The following is a 15795-nucleotide window of genomic DNA, read 5'->3' as shown; positions in this document are numbered from 1 at the left end:
ATCAGCATTCTGGGTCGCCGACCCCCACCGCGCAAACCAGATCCGCGTTTCGGACAACTGAAAGAAAGGTATGCGTTGCCCTGGAGGGGTATACGGGAATCGAAGCGGTGTCCGATATGGGGAGATTGAAATTTTCCCATGGCTTTCCCGGGGAGCCGGGCACACGGACCGGCGGCACCGTCAGTGGCCGCGCGGGGCGTACATGATCACGGCCACTCCCGCGAGGCAGACCAGCGCGCCGAGCACATCGAACCGGTCGGGGCGGTAACCGTCGGCGACCATGCCCCAGGCCAGCGATCCGGCGACGAAGACCCCGCCGTACGCGGCGAGGATCCGCCCGAACTCGGCGTCCGGCTGGAGGGTGGCCACGCAGCCGTAGAGCCCGAGGGCGATCACCCCGGCACCGATCCAGATCCAGCCCCGCTGTTCCCGCACCCCCTGCCAGACCAGCCAGGCGCCACCGATCTCGAAGAGGGCGGCGACCACGAACAGGGCGACGGAGCGGGCGACGAGCACGGTGCGGACTCTCTCTCGGACGGACGGAGGGACGGGCGGGCCGCCGGGCCGGGCGGCGGGCCGGACCGTGCCCGGACGGGACCGGGCACGGTCCGACCGTAGACCGCCGCGCGGCGGGGCGGCCCCGTCCGCCGTCCCTCCGCCGCGCCTACGGTCCGATGTCGCGGCCGCGGAAGTCCGCCGGCCATTCGCGCCGCACCAGCAGCCGGGCGTGGCCGTCGGCCACGGCCACCACCGGCGGACGGCCGGCCAGGTGGTCGCCGGGGGCCATGGCCGGGTGGTACGCGCCGGCCACCGGCACCGCCAGGAGATCACCGGGATGGACGTCGGCGGGCAGCTCGGTGCCGCCCCCGAGGACGTCACCGGCCCCGCGGTGGCGTCCGGCCACCGTCACCGGGGCCGGCGGGGCCGAGGAGCGGCGGCCGACCAGCCGGGGCGCGGTGCGCACCCCGTACGGCGCGGGCCGCATGCTGTCGCTCGTCCCGCCGTCCACGACGACGGAGGTGTGCTCCCCGGTGCGCTCGACGGTCACCACCCGGTGGAGCGCCACCCCGGCCGGTCCCACCACCGCGCGCCCCGGTTCGATCAGCAGCCGCGGGACCGGCAGCCCCGCCGCGGCGCAGCCCCCGGTCAGCTCCGCCCGCACCCGCCCGGCCAGAGCCGCGATGTCCAGCGTGGGTTCACCCGGCCGGTGGGCGATGGCGTGGCCGCCGCCCAGGTCCAGTTCGGGGAGGACCACCCGGTACAGCTCCCGGACCCGGGCCATCAGACCGACCAGGCGCCGCACCGCCGCCGTGTAGGGCTTGCCGGAGGTGATCCGGGACCCCAGGTGGCAGTGCAGACCGACCAGTTCGAGCCGCGGCTGGTCCAGGATCCGCGCGATGGCGTGGTGCGCGGAGCCGTCGGTGAGCGACAGACCGGCCTTCCGGTCCCCGGCTCCGGTGCGGATCGTGGCGCGGCCGCCCGCGACGATCCCCGGCGCCACCCGCACCATCACCTTCTGGCGGCTGCCCGCGGGTACCGCGGCGGCCAGCCGGGCGATTTCCGAAGGGCTGTCGATCACGATGCGGCCGACGCCGAGGCGCAGCGCGACCGCCAGGTCCCGCGGACTCTCGGCGGTGCCGTGCAGCACGATCCGGTCCGGCGGGAAACCGCTGCTGAACACGGGCTCCAGCTCCCCGGCCGAGCGGACGGCCAGCCCCAGCCCCTCGTCCTCCACCCAGTGGGCCATGGCGCGGCACAGGAACGCCGTGGCCGCGTAGAGGACGCCGACGCCCGGGAAGGCCCGCTGGTAGGCGCGGCAGCGGGCCCGTACCTCGGCCTCGTCGAGCAGCTGGACCGGGGTGCCGAAGCGGTCGGCGACCTCGGTGAGCGGCACCCCGCCCACCGCCAGATCACCGTGGGCGAGCCGGGAGGCCGAGGCGGGCCAGAGCGCCAGCCCGTCATCGGGCCCCGGTGCCGGATGCCCGGTGTCCGGCAGCAGTGGTGTGACCACGGCCTGCCGTCCCCTCAGCCGATACCGGTGCCGAGGGTTCCGGTCCTGCGTCCGGAGAGCAGTGCGGCGAGGGTGACGCCCTCGGGGTCCCGGGGGCGCCGGATGCGGCGTTCCAGCGACCGGGACGGCGCCTGTCCGCGACCGCCCGCCACCTTGGGATCGACGATGAGGTCGGTGACGCCCAGCGGTTCGGTGAGGGCGCGCAGCATCGGCGCGGAAAGCCTGATCCACTGCTGACGGGCCCCGAGCACCTCCGTCAGACGCAGCTGGGTGGAGAAGCCGACGGCGGCCCGTCCGCCGAGCGGGGTGCGGAACACCCGCACCGCACAGCTGTCGTGTCCCGGCCGGACGGGGACGTAGAGCGGTCCGGCCGGGACCCGTTCCGAGGGTTCGGCGTCGTCTCCGTACCGCAGCTCGGTCATGGCGGTCCTCCCCTGAGGAGTGGTGGGCAACGGTGCGCGGCCACCGGCCGGGACGGCCGGGGCCCGTCGGGCTGCTCATTCCCCGGGTCCGGGAAGCGACGCCGTCCCTGACGCGACGCTGACGGGATTCGGTGGGGTGTTGACGCGATACCGGCGCGTCGCGGGCGCTCGGATGTGACCCCGTTCACTTCTTCGTCCGGTTCGCGGCGGTTTCCGGCCGACGGGCGGTCAGCGGGACCGGACGACCTCCAGTCCGGCCCGGACCGCCGCCTCGAAGTCGTCGTCGACGGCGACCACGGCGCGTCCGGCGGCGTCCAGGAGGGAGGCGGCGATGGCCGCGCGCATCCCGCCGGCGCAGTGCACCCACACCGTGCCGGGCGGCACCCGGTCCATCCCGTCGTGCAGCTGGTGGACGGGGAGGTGGTACGAGCCCGCGAGGAAGCCGCGGGAGCGTTCGGAGTCCCGGCGGACATCGAGGACGACCGGTTCCGCGCCGCGCCGCCGGGCCGTGGCCAGGGCGGCGAAGGTGGCCCGGGGGAAGGAACGGGTCTTCTCGCCCGCCCGGACCCAGGCGCCGGGACCGCCGCTGGCCGCGGCGGCCGGATGGTCGATGCCCACCCGGACCAGTTCGCGCTGGGCGGCGGCGATCTGTTCGGGACTCCGCCCGAGCAGGGTGACCGGTTTGCCCCAGGGGATCAGCCAGGCCAGATAGGTGGCGGGGTTGCCGTCCGCCTCGAAGTTGAACGATCCGGCCAGGTGCCCGTCGGCGAAGGCGACCCGGTCGCGCAGGTCCACCACCCACTCCCCCGCCGCCAGCCGGGCCGCGATCTCGTCCGGCCCGGCCCGGTGCGGCGGGGTGAGGTCGACCGGGGCGGGTCCGGCGGCGTTGGCCGGGCCCATGTGCGCGTAGTACTGGGGGACGTCGTCCAGTCCGGCGAGGGTTTCGGCGACGAAGGTGTCCACATCCTCGGTCAGGGCGTGGTTGCGCACCCGTTCCCGGCCGATGGTGGTGGACTCGCCACCGGCCTGGGAGGAGGAGCAGAAGCTGCCGAAGCCGTGGGTGGGCAGCACCGGCACCGCGTCGTCGAGTTCGTCCGCGAGCCGGTGGGCCGAGGCGTACTGGGCGCGGGCCAGCGGCTCGGTGAGCCGGGGCTCGACGAGGTCCGGCCGTCCGACGGTGCCGATCAGCAGCGATCCGCCGGTGAACGCGGCGGCGGGACGGCCGTCGTCCTCGACCACGTACGAGGTGTGGTGCGGGGTGTGGCCGGGAGTGGCCAGCGCCCGCAGCACCAGTCCGTCGTCGAGGGCGAGGGTGTCGCCGTCGGCGACCGGGGTGCGGTCGAAGGAGACCGAGGCGCGGGCCGGCACCAGATATCCCGCGCCGGTGACCCGGGCGAGTTCGAGACCACCGCTGACGTAGTCGTTGTGCACATGGGTCTCCGCCACGTAGGCGATCCGCACCCCGCGCCGGGCCGCGGCGGCGATCACCCGGTCGATGTCCCGCGGTGGGTCCACCACCACCGCGTGGTGCTTCCCGCCCGCCAGATAACTGCGGTTGCCCAGGCCCTCGATGGCCAGGGTGTCCACGGCGAACACGACGGCGGCTCCTTTCCTGGCCGGGCCCCGGCGGGCGTCCGGCCCTCAGACGGCTCGTCGCCGGGTACCCAGTGCCAGGGACTCCGTCACCCGCCCCGCCGGTGCCGTCTCCCCGGCCCTGGACAGCCACAGCCGCATCACCGCGGAGAACGCCTGGGGCTGCTCGACGGGGGTGCAGTGACCGGACTCCTCGATCAGGGCCAGTGAGGCGCCCGCGATGCCGCCGGTGAGGCAGCGCGCCTCCTCCTCGGTGACGACGCGGTCCTGGCGGCCGTGGATCACCAGGGTGTCCGCGGTGATCCTCGGCAGCAGCCGCTCGGTCGCGTAGTCATGGGCCAGCGCCCGCAGCTGGCGGACGTAGGCGTCGGGCGCCGTCTCGCGCTGCCACGCCCTGAGCCGCGCGCAGAACCCCTTGTCCGCGTAGCGGGCGTGGTGCAGCAGCTGGTCGAAGTGGGCGTCCAGCGCCCCGTCTGCGTCACGGACGAGATGGGCCGCGTAGTGGTCGAGGTAGGCGATGGTGCCGGGGGCCATCCGCGTCCAGGTGCCGCACGGGAAGAGCCGGGAGACCCGGTCCGGCGCCCGCGCGGCGATCTCCTGGGCGACCCATCCGCCCAGCGAATGACCGGCCGCGGAGAACACCTCGGGGGCGTGCGCGAGGACGTGCTCGGCCATCTCGGCCCGGGTGGCCTGCCGGTCCAGGACCATGACCTCGCTGGTCGCGATGTCGGCGAGGGCGTCCTGCTGGTGGCGCCACAGCCACTCCCGGCCACCGACTCCCGGGATGAAGACGATGTGCTCGTTGGTCACGGGCACCTCCTGTGCCCCTCGGGATTCCACCGTAGGCGACCTGGTGGCGCGGCGCTCCACGGCGGGGCGGGCGCCGGGGTGGCCGGGTGGCGCTCAGACCGTCCGGCCGGGCCGGTGGCGGGCCAGGCGTTCGGCCTCGGCATGCCACCAGGCGGGCGGGGAGGGCCCGGTGACCCGGGCGGTGGGCTGGCCGGGGTGGAGGCCGAGCCGCCACAGGGCGGCGGCGTCGACCCGGACCCGGAACCAGCCGAACCAGTGGCCGTCGGGGCCGATACCGCAGGCGTGGTCCCAGCAGATCTCCTCGGCCGCGAACGGCATCCAGTCGATACCGCGCTCCCGCAGTCAACCGCGGACGGCCGCCATCGGGGTGGGGCGGCCCGGGAGGTTCCCGTACTCCGCGACGGTGATCCGGTCGGCATGCGCGACGTCCATGGCGCCATGATGCCCCACCGCCACCGCCCGGCGTAGGTTGGCCCGATGGGCAATGTCTTCGGGGGCTCGGACGGCCGGGCGCTGGATCTGTCCAACGGCGGTACGGAGGTGTTCGTCGAGGTGCTGACGCCGGCGGTGAGCGCCCTCGCCGAACGGCCGTGGCACTTCCGCTTCGTCGCGCTGCTGACGCTCCAGGACCAGAACGTGATGGGCCGGGGCGCCGTCGGCTTCGACCTGGCCGATGTGGACTGGGGCGCCACGCCCCAGCAGCGGGCGCACGCCCGGGAGTTCGTCCTGCGCGTAGTCGATCTCGCCCTGACCCGGCACCGCTGGGAGGAGCTGGGGTACGAACCGGTGTCCGCCGAGGCGTCCCTGCGCCGGTTCCGGGCCATGGTGGCGTCGTACGCCCCGGCGGCCGGCGGTCCGCCCGCCGACGGCGGTTTCCCCGCCGCGCGGGAGGCGGCCGTGGCCTGCTGTGTGCGGCACCGGGTGCTGAACGCCCTGCCGTTCTGGGACGGTTGTGTCTTCTGCAACCGCCCGGGATGACGGCCGGCCGAACGGGGTGAGGTCCGACCGGCCGGGGGTGACCCCGGCCGGTCACTGGACCGGCGCGTCCGGCGGGGGCAGCCGGACGGTACGGTCCCGGTCGACGGAGTCCACTCCGTCCACGGTTTCCAGGGCCGGGATCCGGTCCTCCGCGATGGTCCCGGAGAGCGAACCCAGCACCTCCTGTTCCCCGGTGACGGTCAGTCCGGCCCGGCGCACGGCGGCCAGCACCTCGGCGAACCGGTCCGGATCGACCGAGAGGATCACCCCGACCGGGCCGGACGGGGACGTGCCGGTCACGGTGCCTGGAGCAGACCGGAGCCGATGTCCGCGACGGGCTGCGGCAGCGGGTACGCCCCGGAGAGCAGCCGGGCGTGGAGGTCGGCCGCGGTGGCCTCGGGATGGGCCTGCGCCATCAGCGCCAGTGCCCCGGCCACGTGCGGTGTGGCCATGCTGGTGCCGTTCAGCGTCTGGTACGTACCGTCCGGCGCCGCCGAGAAGATGTCCACTCCCGGAGCGGCGATGTTGACCTCGCCGCCCGCGCCGTTGATGGCCCCGCAGGAGAACCAGGCGGTGGCCAGGTCCTTGCCGAGCGCGGCCACCGCGAGGATGGACGGGCAGTTGGCCGGGCGGCCCACGGGCGCGACGAACCGGGGGCGGCGGCTCTCGTTGCCCGCCGCCGCCACGATCACCGTGCCGCGTTCGAGCGCGCGCAGCGCCACGTTCTCGTAGGTCTGCGGAAAGAGTTCACCCGGTTCCACCGCGGCACCCAGCGACATGGAGACCACCCGTGCGCCCTGGGAGACCGCCCAGGCCATGCCCGCGAGGATCTGGCCGTCGGTGCCCACGCCCCGGTCGCTGAGCACCTTGCCGGCCAGGATCCGGGCCTCGCCCGCCACACCGTAGCGGGGCGCGTGGTCGGGTTTGACCGGTCCGGCCACGCTGCCGATGCAGTGGGTGCCGTGGCCGTTGCCGTCCTCCACGGTCTCCCCGGGGACGAAGGAGGCGGTGGCCTCGATGCAGCCGGTCAGGTCCTGGTGGTCGGTGTCCACCCCGGTGTCCAGGACGGCGACCTTCACCGCCTGCCCGGTCAGGGTGGACCAGTTGGCCCGGATCGCCTGGAGCCCCCAGGTGGTGTTCTGTTCGTCCCAGGCCGGGCCGAGCGAGGCGGCGAGTTCGGCGCGGGTGTGCCGGCTCACCTCGTCCTCGTCGCTGCGGTAGGTGGGGAAGAAGCCGGTGAGCGTCCGCTGGGGTTCGGTGATCACCGTGGCGTAGACCATCCGCTCCGGCTCGGCCGCGATGATCGTGGGTTCCGCCTCGGCGGTGGTGACCAGTGCGTGGCGCTGGTCGGGGGGTACCTCGACGACGGCCGTGGCGAGTTCGTCGAAGAGCACCGAGGTGTCGGGGCGTTGGAGCAGTTCGGTGGCGCCCTCGGCCTCGGCCCCGCGGACCCGTTCGACGGACGCGATGCCCGCCGAGGTCCGGAGGGCGTCGATACCGCGCTGGGTTTCCCGCTGGTCGAGCAGGACCACGTACCGGCCGGTGTACTCGGCGTTCTGCTTCATCAAGGGGGACTCGGCCCACCCCGGCGGTTCGCCGCCGAAGGGGCGCCTGTCCATGGGTCCGTTGGTCATGGCTGTCTCCGCTTCCTGTGCGCTTCCCCCGCTCGGAGGGGACGCGCCGATGCGCGGAGTGATCAGTGGGCCAGGACAGTCGTGCGGTTCTGGCGGGAGTGCGGTTCCGCCGTGTACCGGCGCGTCGTCAATCGCGTATGTGCGTGATCGCGCGTGCGCGCACCCGCGTACGCGCGTACCCCGCCTGTGTACGGGCCGTGCTCCCGGAGGGCACGGCCGGGTACTTGTGCACCACCCCCTTCTCCACCGTCCCTCCGGCCACGGGCGGACGCAAATCGGTCGTCAACCTCCGATGACCACCGGTCCGATGGCGGCCGGCGGCACACCGATGAGTGATCCACCCCGTTCCGGTCCGCCGCGACGCGCCGTCCACCACATCTCCGGCGGTTTTGCCACCGCGGGCGACCGGGGGCTGACAGACTGACGCGCCGACGGGTCGGCAGAAAGGGCCATTCATGGACGTCAGCACTCGTATCGAGGCCGTGTACGCGCAGGTCGTGGAGCGTAACGCCGGGGAGCCGGAGTTCCACCAGGCGGCGCGTGAGGTGGTACAGAGCCTCGGACCCGTGCTCACCGCGCACCCGGAATACCTCGACGCACGGATCCTCGAGCGGCTGTGCGAGCCGGAGCGTCAGATCATCTTCCGGGTGCCCTGGGTGGACGACCGGGGAGATGTCCAGGTCAACCGTGGTTTCCGGGTGGAGTTCAACAGCGCTCTCGGCCCGTACAAGGGGGGTCTGCGCTTCCACCCCAGCGTCAACCTGGGCATCGTGAAGTTCCTCGGCTTCGAGCAGATCTTCAAGAACGCCCTGACCGGGCTGTCGATCGGCGGTGGCAAGGGCGGCGCGGACTTCGACCCCAAGGGGCGTTCCTCGGCGGAGGTGATGCGGTTCTGCCAGTCGTTCATGACCGAGCTCCACCGCCACCTCGGGGAGCACACCGACGTACCCGCCGGGGACATCGGGGTGGGCGGCCGGGAGATCGGCTATCTCTTCGGCCAGTACAAGCGGCTGACCAACCGCTTCGAGGCGGGGGTGCTGACCGGGAAGCACACCGGCTGGGGCGGTTCCTACGCCCGCACCGAGGCCACCGGGTACGGCACCGTCCACTTCGCCGAGGAGATGCTGCGCACCCGGGGCCAGGACTTCGACGGGCGGCGGGTCGTCGTCTCGGGTTCCGGCAACGTGGCCGTCTACGCCATCGAGAAGGTGCACTCCCTCGGCGGACGGGTGGTGGCCTGCTCGGACTCCTCCGGCTATGTGGTCGACGAGGACGGTATCGACCTGGAACTCCTCAAGGAGATCAAGGAGGCCCGCCGGGCCCGGCTGTCCGCCTACGCGGAGGTCCGGCCGGGCGCCACGCACTCCGAGCGGGGTTCGGTCTTCGACGTGCCCTGCGATGTGGCGCTGCCCTGCGCCACCCAGAACGAACTGGGCCAACCGCAGGCGGTGGCCCTGGTGAAGAACGGGGTGCTGGCAGTGGCCGAGGGCGCGAACATGCCCTGCACCCCGGCGGCGTTGGACATCCTGCGCGAGGCCGATGTGCTGTTCGGCCCCGGCAAGGCGGCCAACGCGGGCGGAGTGGCCACCTCCGCGCTGGAGATGCAGCAGAACGCCTCACGCGACCGCTGGACCTTCGACCAGACCGCGGCCCGGCTGGGGTCGGTCATGACCGAGGTGCACGAGCTGTGCCGGAACACCGCGGCGCGGTTCGGCTCCCCCGACGACTACGTCCTGGGCGCCAATGTGGCGGGCTTCCTGCGGGTGGCGGAGGCCATGGACGCGCACGGGGTCATCTAGGCCGTGTCGTTCGGGGCTCAGCCGAGGAACTGCGAGCACTGGTAGGGGCCGGAGGTCCGCTCACCGTCGTCCAGGGAGACCCGGACGTCATCGGGCCGGATGGCCTCCTTCCGGTGCAGATAGGACTGGGCGCGGGCGAGGCTGCACACCAACTGGCCATTGGGCAGCCGGTCGCGTTCGCTGGTGAAGGAGGCACCGGGCGCGTGCAGGGTGATCCGGTGGCCGCCACCGGTGATCCGGTACGAGCCGAGCCGGACGAGGTTGGTCAGCCCGCGCTCCTCCTCGGCGCGGGTCGGCTCCTGAGCCAGCAGCTTGAGGACCGCGCCCAGCTCCTCGATGGAGACGTCCGGGCGGGTGACGCCCTGGAGTCCGGAGCCGCGGACGTAGTAGATCCGCAGGTCCTTGGTGAGCCCGCTCGCGGGCTCACCGCCGTCCACCACCCCGGTGGGCTGGACACCGCACCCGGCCGTCGCGGCCAGGGCGAGGGCCAGGGCCCCGGTCGCCGTACGGAGGCGGGTCATCGCGTCCCTCCATCTGTCGCCGTGCCCGGGCCACCGGAGGCCAGTCCATCCGGTGACCGCGGGTCCGGGTCGGGCCGGTGGCGGGGCAGCCGCAGGGTGAACACGGCGCCGCCGCCCCGCTCCGCGGGCCGGTTGGCCGCCTCGATCGTGCCACCGTGCAGCCGGACGTTCTCCAGCGCGATGGCGGTGCCCAGACCGCTGCCCTCCGAGCGGGCCCGGGCGCTGTCGGCCTTGTAGAAGCGGTCGAAGACCTGGGACAGGGCGTCGGGCGGCAGGCCCGGCCCCCGGTCGCTGACCTCGACCGTCACCTGGTCCGGGTCGGCGGACAGGGTCACCGTCACCGGGGGTTCGCCGTGCCGGAGCGCGTTGCCCACCAGATTGGCCACGGCCACGTCCACCCGCCGGCGGTCCACCACCGCCCGTACTCCTTCCGGGAGCCGGGCCACCACCTGATCACCCCAGCCGCGCAGCTCCAGCGTGCCGCGGATGGTCCCGGCGAGATCGCTCTCGGTGGCGTCCAGCCGGGCCACGCCCGAGTCGAAGCGGGACATCTCCATCAGGTCCTCCACCAGCCGGGCCAGCCGCGCGGTTTCATCGCTGACGGTACGGGCGGCGCGGGCCGCGTCCGACGGCAGCTGCGCCGCGTCCTCGTCCAGCACGGTCGTCACCATCGTCATCGCGGTCAGCGGGGTGCGCAGTTCGTGCGACACATCGGCGACGAACCGCCGGGCCCTGGCCTCCTGATCCCGCAGCTCGTTCACGGACGTCTGCAACGCGTCGGCCGTGGTGTTGAAGTCCGCGGCCAGCCGGGCGAGTTCATCGCGGCCCCTGACCTCGACCCGGGAGCCGAGGTCTCCTTCGGCCAGCCGACGGGTGGCCCGCCCCAGCTCGCGCACCGGCCGCAGCACGGTCCCGGCGGCGAGCAGGGCGAGGACCGCGGCCAGGCCCAGTACCGGGAGGAGACCACCGCGCACCGAGTCCAGCAGGGCCGCGGTGTGCTCCTCCTCCGCCAGCAGGGAGGTCACCGCGAACACCTCGAGCCCGGAGTCCCGGCCGTCCTCGTACCGGACGGGGGTGCCGACCACCAGATACGGCTTCCCCCGGTACTCCACGCGCTGGAAGCGGGTACGGCCGGAGGAACGGACCTCGGCGCGCAGCTCCGGGGTGATCCGGCCGCGGTCGGCCAGCCCGTCGGAGGCGGCGACCAGGTCGCGGTAGCGGGTGACGACGAGCGGGGCGCCGGAGAGCCCGGAGGAGACGGAGTCGGCGAACGTGGTCAGGGTGCGGACGTCCGGTGGCATGTCGACGTCGGGCGCGATGCTGTCGACACGGTCCCGGACATCGGTCTGGAAGGCGTCCTGGGTGCGCTCGAGTACGGCGGTGCGGGACTCGCGGTAGGCGAGCGCGGTGGCGGTGACCGTGCTGATCAGCGCGACGACGACAAAGGCGATGACGAGTCGGGTACGCAGTCCGCCCATCCGCGGTCGGCGGAGTTTCATATCGGACCGAACCGGTAGCCGAAACCGCGCACGGTCTGGATGTAGCGGGGCCGGGCGGGTACGTCCTCGATCTTCGCGCGCAGCCGCCCGACCGCGGCGTCGACCAGCCGTGAGTCGCCGAGGAAGGAGTGGTCCCAGACCGAGGCGAGCAGCTGCTCACGGCTGAAGACCCGGCCGGGGGACGCGGACAGCTCCAGCAGCAGCCGCAGTTCGGTGGGCGGCAGCGGGACGGGGGTGCCGTCACGGCTGACGGTCAGCCCCGCCCGGTCGATGACCAGCCCCGCGTGCGCCTCACCGGGCTGCCGGGGTACGGGGTCGGCGCGCCGCAGCGCCGCCTTGATCCGCGCCTCCAGAACGGGCGCGGTGACCGGTTTGACCACGTAGTCATCGGCTCCGGCCTCCAGGCCGCCGACGATGTCCGGGTCGTCGCCGCGTGCGGTCAGCATGATCACCGGCATGGTGGAGCGGGCCCGGATCCGGCGGCAGACCTCGAAGCCGTCCATACCGGGCAGCATCAGGTCGAGCACCGCGAGCTCGACGGCCGTCTCCGCGGGGGCGTCGAGCAGCGCGAGGGCCTCCTCACCGGTGGCGGCGACCGACACCTGGTAGCCGTGGCGGCGCAGGACGAGCTCCATGCCATCGCGTACGGAGGCGTCGTCCTCGATCAGCAGTACATGCGGCATGCGGTCGATTATGACCCAGCCGATCGCCGGAATCCGCTGGTCAGGCCAGTGCATCAACGGCGGGCGGGCTTTGTTACACAGCCATCATGTGGTCATGGACCGGCCATCATATGGGCGCCTGAGGGTGGTCGGCATGACACACCACACCATGTCTCGCGCCACCTTCCGGCGCACCCTGGCCGCCCTCGCGGCGCTGCCCGTCCTGGCCCTCGCGGTGGGCTGCGGCGGTGGCGATGAATCCGGCGCCAAGGACGAGGGCGTCGCCTCCGTCCCGGGTGAGAGGGCCGACGCCCCGGGCGGCCCGGCGAAGGAGCCCCGCGGCGGCTCCGGCAAGGGCAAGAGCGCTTTCTACGACGCGCAGATGGACTATGTGCGCTGTATGCGCGGCAAGGCCGGGGTCAAGGACTTCCCCGACCCCAAGCTCAGCGGCCATCTGGACTGGACGAAGATCGAGAAGCTCGATGACCCGACCGGCACCGGCGAGGTGACGAAGGGCGGCAAGGACAAGGTCTGCGGCCCCGAGATGCAGAAGGCGATGCGGCTGGAGCCCGAGCGGGACGCGCAGAAGGACTACGAGTCCCTGCTCGCGCACGCCACGTGTATGCGGGACGAGGGCGTCTCGGAGTTCCAGAACCCGACGATGTCCGCCGGGAACGCGCTGCCCGGCGGTGACCCGGACCCGGCGAACCCCCGTATCGACACCGAGTCCACGGTGTACAAGCAGGCCCGTGAGACCTGCAAGGGCAAGCTGCTCGACGGTCTGGACGGTATGCAGTGAGGCGGAGCACCGCGTGGATCGCGGGCGGGGCCGTGGCGGCCGCCGCGGCGTCCGCCGCCGCGGCCCTGGTCCTCGGCGGCGGCTCCGGGGCGGACGACTCGTCCGGGGAGGGGGACCGGCCGCCCTCCACGGCCAAGGTCGTCCGTACCGATCTGGTCCAGAGCAAGACCGTCGACGGACGGCTCGACTACGCCCAGCGGCGCGGGGTGTCCTCCGCCGTCGAGGGCACCGTGACCGTCGCGGCCGACGCGGGCGCCACCGTGACCCGGGGGCAGGCGCTGTACGAGCTGGACGACAAGCCCGTCACCCTGCTCTACGGGCAGATCCCGATGTTCCGCGAGATGAAGCCCGGGGACCGCGGCTCCGACGTCCTCCAACTGGAGCGCAACCTGCGCGACCTGGGCTACGGCGCCGGACTGTATGTCGATCCGCGCTATGACGCGGCGACCGCGGCGGCCGTCAAGAGCTGGCAGAAGTCGCTCAACCGCACGCCCACCGGCAAGGTCGGCAAGGGCGATGTGGTCTTCCAGCCCGACCGGGTGCGGGTGGTCTCGGCGGACGCCGGGGCCGCGGAGCAGGTGGGTCCGGACACGAAGGTACTCACCGTCGCCTCCACGAAACCGGTGGTCCGGGCACGGCTCGACGAGGGGGATGTGTCGCTCACCTCCGAGGGCACCACGGTGAAGGTGACCCTGGCCAGCGGGCGCACCGCACCGGGCTCGGTGGCGGGCACGGTCCGCCCGGAGGCATCCGGTGACGACCCGTCGGAGGGGAGCGAGGACGGCATCACGGTGGAAGTGACCCTGGACGGTGGCCGTTCGGCGGTGTCCGGCGAGGACACCAGGGCGACGGTGAACGTGATGTTCGTCAGCGAGAGCCGCAAGAACGTGCTGGCCGTCCCGGTGGAGGCGGTCGTGGCGCTGCGCGGTGAACACGGCGGCTACGGGCTGGAGATCGTGGAGGGCCGCTCCACCCGTATGGTGCGGGTGGAGACCGGGATGACGGCCGACGGCACGATCGAGGTCAGCGGCGCGGGACTGCGCGAGGGTATGACGGTGGGAGTGGCCGAGCAGTGATCGCCACCGCACCGCACCGCCCGGCGGCCGTGATCGAGCTGGTGGGCGCCGCCAAGACCTATCCGGGCGGGGTCCACGCCCTGCGCGGGGTGGACCTGACCGTCGCCTCGGGCGAACTCCTGGCGATCGTGGGCCCGTCCGGCTCCGGCAAGTCGACCGTACTGAATGTCATCGGCACTCTGGACCGGCCCACCACGGGGACGGTGCGGGTGGCCGGCCACGATGTGAACGCGCTCTCCGACTCCCAGCTCTCCGCCTTGCGCGCCCGTCACATCGGCTTCGTGTTCCAGCATTTCCACCTCTCCCCCGGCCGGGACGCGGTGGACAATGTGGCGGACGGACTGCTGTACGCGGGAGTGGGCGCGCGCGAACGCCGGGCGCTGGCGCGCACCGCGCTGGAGCGAGTGCGTCTGGGCCACCGGCTGGACCACCGGCCGCATGAGCTGTCCGGCGGGGAGAAGCAGCGGGTGGCCATCGCCCGGGCACTCGTCGGTGAGCCCGATCTGCTGCTCGCGGACGAGCCGACCGGCGCCCTGGACTCGGCGTCGGGACGGATCGTGATGGAGCTGCTGCGGGAGCTGAACGCGGCGGGCACCACGGTCTGTGTCATCACCCATGACCACGAGATCGCCGAGGCGCTGCCACGGCGGGTGCGCTTCCGCGACGGCGAGATCGTCGACGACTCCCGGGAACCCGGCCCCGTGACGCGCGAGGTGCGGTCATGACCGACGACACGCGAGGTGGGATCATGACCGACCGGAAGACCTCCCGTGCGACGTCCGGGGGTGGCGGGCTGAAGCCGTCCCGGCTGGCCGTCCGGGACATCCTCGCCACGGGTGCCGTCGGACTGCGCGCCCGCCGGACCCGGGTGGTGCTGTCCGCCCTCGGTATCGCGATCGGCATCGCCACGATGGTGGCGGTGGTGGGACTGTCCACCTCCAGCCGTGCCGATCTGCTGGCCCGGCTGGACCGATTGGGCACCAATCTGCTCACGGCCGAGGCCGGTCAGGATGCCCTGGGGAACGATGTGACCCTGCCCAAGAGCGCCGTGGCGATGGTCGAACGCATCGGCCCGGTGCGGCACGCCACGGCGACCGCCGAGGTGGACACCCGGATCCGGCGCAGCGATGTGGTGCCGGAGGAGCGCACGGCGGGGGTCACCACGCAGGCCGCCCGGACCGATCTGCTGGAGGCGCTGGGCGCCGAGGTGGACCGGGGCGTCTGGCTGAACCGGGCCAGCGAGCGACTGCCGGTGACGGTGCTCGGGTCCATCGCCGCCCAACGGCTCGGGGTCACCGGTGCGGGTGAGAAGATCGTGGTCAATGACCGCTATGTGGTGGTCGTGGGCATCCTCCGGCCAGTCGAACTGGTGCCCACGCTGGACCGGGTGGCGATGATCGGATTCCCGGCAGCCGAACGGTACTTCGGTTTCGACGGCCACCCCACCACCGTCTTCGAGCGCTCCACGGACGCGTCGGTGGAGGACGTGGCCGCGGTGCTGGCCCGGAGCGTCAACCCCGGCCACGAGGGCACCGTCAAGGTCTCGCGCCCCTCCGACGCGCTGGCGGCGAAGGCGACCACGGACGAGGGGCTGACGGCGCTGATGCTCGGGCTCGGGGCGGTGGCGCTCCTGGTGGGCGGGGTCGGCGTGGCCAACACCATGGTCATCTCAGTGCTGGAACGCCGTCAGGAGATCGGTCTGCGACGGGCGATCGGGGCCACCCGCAACGCCATCCGGCTGCAATTCCTGACCGAGTCACTGCTGTTGTCGGCCCTGGGCGGACTGGCGGGGGTGGTGCTGGGCTCACTGGCGACATGGGCGTTCGCCCTGGCCCAGGGCTGGACGACGGTGATCCCGGCCTGGGCGGCGGCGGGTGGTTTCGGTGCCACGCTGGTCATCGGCATGCTCGCGGGCCTCTATCCCGCCATCCGTGCCTCACGTCTCCACCCCACCGTGGCGCTCAACGCCTCCTGAAAGTGCCCCAGTTCCC

Annotated in this window: 17 protein-coding genes; 6 read left to right on the top strand and 11 right to left on the bottom strand. The window is 73.0% G+C overall.

The features are described 5' to 3' along the window. Positions 1-180: 180 nt before the first annotated feature. The 6 genes from AC07FT_RS07830 to AC07FT_RS07805 all read right to left on the bottom strand — a co-directional run bounded on the left by AC07FT_RS07830 (position 181) and on the right by AC07FT_RS07805 (position 5154). Positions 181-516 carry a YnfA family protein gene (locus tag AC07FT_RS07830; protein WP_479174849.1) on the bottom strand — a complete coding sequence of 112 codons (336 nt, stop codon included), beginning with the start codon at positions 514-516 and terminating at the stop codon, positions 181-183. 148 nt (positions 517-664) lie between these two features. Beyond that, entirely contained in the window at positions 665-2011 is a 1347-nt protein-coding gene (lysA, locus tag AC07FT_RS07825) for a diaminopimelate decarboxylase (protein ID WP_479174847.1), read from the bottom strand. A gap of 14 nt (positions 2012-2025) precedes the next feature. Continuing rightward, positions 2026-2433 carry an SAV_915 family protein gene (locus AC07FT_RS07820; protein WP_479174845.1) on the bottom strand — a complete coding sequence of 136 codons (408 nt, stop codon included), beginning with the start codon at positions 2431-2433 and terminating at the stop codon, positions 2026-2028. 228 nt (positions 2434-2661) lie between these two features. Beyond that, the gene (locus tag AC07FT_RS07815) at positions 2662-4029 is read right to left on the bottom strand and encodes a rhodanese-like domain-containing protein (protein ID WP_479174843.1); all 1368 of its coding nucleotides are present in this window, start codon (positions 4027-4029) and stop codon (positions 2662-2664) included. 45 nt (positions 4030-4074) lie between these two features. Further along, positions 4075-4836: an alpha/beta fold hydrolase gene (locus tag AC07FT_RS07810; protein WP_479174841.1), complete on the bottom strand. Its 762-nt coding sequence runs from the start codon at positions 4834-4836 to the stop codon at positions 4075-4077. A 93-nt stretch (positions 4837-4929) separates the two neighbouring features. Further along, positions 4930-5154 carry a hypothetical protein gene (locus AC07FT_RS07805; protein WP_432589787.1) on the bottom strand — a complete coding sequence of 75 codons (225 nt, stop codon included), beginning with the start codon at positions 5152-5154 and terminating at the stop codon, positions 4930-4932. A 159-nt stretch (positions 5155-5313) separates the two neighbouring features. Here AC07FT_RS07805 and AC07FT_RS07800 point away from each other — a divergent pair, with 159 nt between their 5' ends. Then, complete coding sequence (locus AC07FT_RS07800; RefSeq protein ID WP_479174839.1) at positions 5314-5814, top strand: hypothetical protein; 501 nt, start codon at positions 5314-5316, stop codon at positions 5812-5814. Positions 5815-5865: 51 nt separating this feature from the next. On the opposite strand, the gene AC07FT_RS07795 is transcribed toward AC07FT_RS07800, so the two are convergent. Continuing rightward, entirely contained in the window at positions 5866-6114 is a 249-nt protein-coding gene (locus tag AC07FT_RS07795) for a hypothetical protein (RefSeq protein ID WP_479174837.1), read from the bottom strand. Then, complete coding sequence (locus AC07FT_RS07790) at positions 6111-7448, bottom strand: S8 family peptidase (protein ID WP_479174835.1); 1338 nt, start codon at positions 7446-7448, stop codon at positions 6111-6113. Before AC07FT_RS07790 ends, AC07FT_RS07795 begins: the two co-directional genes overlap by 4 nt. Before the next feature lie 455 nt (positions 7449-7903). Between AC07FT_RS07790 and gdhA the strand changes: the two genes are divergently transcribed. Beyond that, positions 7904-9247, top strand: a complete 1344-nt coding sequence (gene gdhA, locus AC07FT_RS07785) for an NADP-specific glutamate dehydrogenase (RefSeq protein WP_479174833.1) — start codon at positions 7904-7906, stop codon at positions 9245-9247. Positions 9248-9264: 17 nt separating this feature from the next. Here gdhA and AC07FT_RS07780 read toward each other — a convergent pair whose 3' ends face one another. Genes AC07FT_RS07780 through AC07FT_RS07770 form a run of 3 tightly spaced genes read right to left on the bottom strand, consistent with a single transcriptional unit; the run spans position 9265 to position 11950 of the window. Then, positions 9265-9768 (bottom strand): GerMN domain-containing protein, encoded by a 504-nt coding sequence (locus AC07FT_RS07780; protein WP_471200235.1) that lies wholly within the window; start codon positions 9766-9768, stop codon positions 9265-9267. Next, positions 9765-11267 carry an ATP-binding protein gene (locus AC07FT_RS07775; protein WP_479174831.1) on the bottom strand — a complete coding sequence of 501 codons (1503 nt, stop codon included), beginning with the start codon at positions 11265-11267 and terminating at the stop codon, positions 9765-9767. Before AC07FT_RS07775 ends, AC07FT_RS07780 begins: the two co-directional genes overlap by 4 nt. Then, on the bottom strand, positions 11264-11950 hold the full coding sequence (locus AC07FT_RS07770; RefSeq protein ID WP_479174829.1) for a response regulator: 687 nt from the start codon (positions 11948-11950) through the stop codon (positions 11264-11266). Before AC07FT_RS07770 ends, AC07FT_RS07775 begins: the two co-directional genes overlap by 4 nt. 133 nt (positions 11951-12083) lie before the next feature. Between AC07FT_RS07770 and AC07FT_RS07765 the strand changes: the two genes are divergently transcribed. From AC07FT_RS07765 to AC07FT_RS07750, 4 genes are read left to right on the top strand one after another with little or no spacing between them, the layout of a single operon-like run. After that, a complete protein-coding gene (locus AC07FT_RS07765; protein ID WP_479174827.1) occupies positions 12084-12728 on the top strand; it encodes a hypothetical protein in 645 nt (214 codons plus the stop codon). Continuing rightward, on the top strand, positions 12725-13804 hold the full coding sequence (locus AC07FT_RS07760) for an efflux RND transporter periplasmic adaptor subunit (RefSeq protein WP_479174825.1): 1080 nt from the start codon (positions 12725-12727) through the stop codon (positions 13802-13804). Before AC07FT_RS07765 ends, AC07FT_RS07760 begins: the two co-directional genes overlap by 4 nt. Further along, on the top strand, positions 13801-14529 hold the full coding sequence (locus tag AC07FT_RS07755; protein ID WP_479174823.1) for an ABC transporter ATP-binding protein: 729 nt from the start codon (positions 13801-13803) through the stop codon (positions 14527-14529). The genes AC07FT_RS07760 and AC07FT_RS07755 overlap by 4 nt, the downstream gene beginning before the upstream one ends. Positions 14530-14552: 23 nt before the next feature. Further along, on the top strand, positions 14553-15779 hold the full coding sequence (locus tag AC07FT_RS07750) for an ABC transporter permease (protein ID WP_471200253.1): 1227 nt from the start codon (positions 14553-14555) through the stop codon (positions 15777-15779). Positions 15780-15795: the final 16 nt, after the last annotated feature.

Source organism: Streptomyces sp. NPDC045899 (assembly GCF_056431485.1).
Note: the sequence above shows the minus strand (reverse complement) of the source record. Positions and strands in the feature narration are given on the sequence as shown.

Bases quoted from the DNA above. Each gene is read 5' to 3' on its own strand.
- AC07FT_RS07820 (WP_479174845.1), bottom strand. From the start codon at position 2,433: ATGACCGAGCTGCGGTACGGAGACGACGCCGAACCCTCGGAACGGGTC.
- AC07FT_RS07805 (WP_432589787.1), bottom strand. From the start codon at position 5,154: ATGCCGTTCGCGGCCGAGGAGATCTGCTGGGACCACGCCTGCGGTATC.
- AC07FT_RS07800 (WP_479174839.1), top strand. From the start codon at position 5,314: ATGGGCAATGTCTTCGGGGGCTCGGACGGCCGGGCGCTGGATCTGTCC.
- AC07FT_RS07790 (WP_479174835.1), bottom strand. From the start codon at position 7,448: ATGACCAACGGACCCATGGACAGGCGCCCCTTCGGCGGCGAACCGCCG.
- gdhA (WP_479174833.1), top strand. From the start codon at position 7,904: ATGGACGTCAGCACTCGTATCGAGGCCGTGTACGCGCAGGTCGTGGAG.
- AC07FT_RS07780 (WP_471200235.1), bottom strand. From the start codon at position 9,768: ATGACCCGCCTCCGTACGGCGACCGGGGCCCTGGCCCTCGCCCTGGCC.
- AC07FT_RS07775 (WP_479174831.1), bottom strand. From the start codon at position 11,267: ATGAAACTCCGCCGACCGCGGATGGGCGGACTGCGTACCCGACTCGTC.
- AC07FT_RS07770 (WP_479174829.1), bottom strand. From the start codon at position 11,950: ATGCCGCATGTACTGCTGATCGAGGACGACGCCTCCGTACGCGATGGC.
- AC07FT_RS07765 (WP_479174827.1), top strand. From the start codon at position 12,084: ATGACACACCACACCATGTCTCGCGCCACCTTCCGGCGCACCCTGGCC.
- AC07FT_RS07750 (WP_471200253.1), top strand. From the start codon at position 14,553: ATGACCGACCGGAAGACCTCCCGTGCGACGTCCGGGGGTGGCGGGCTG.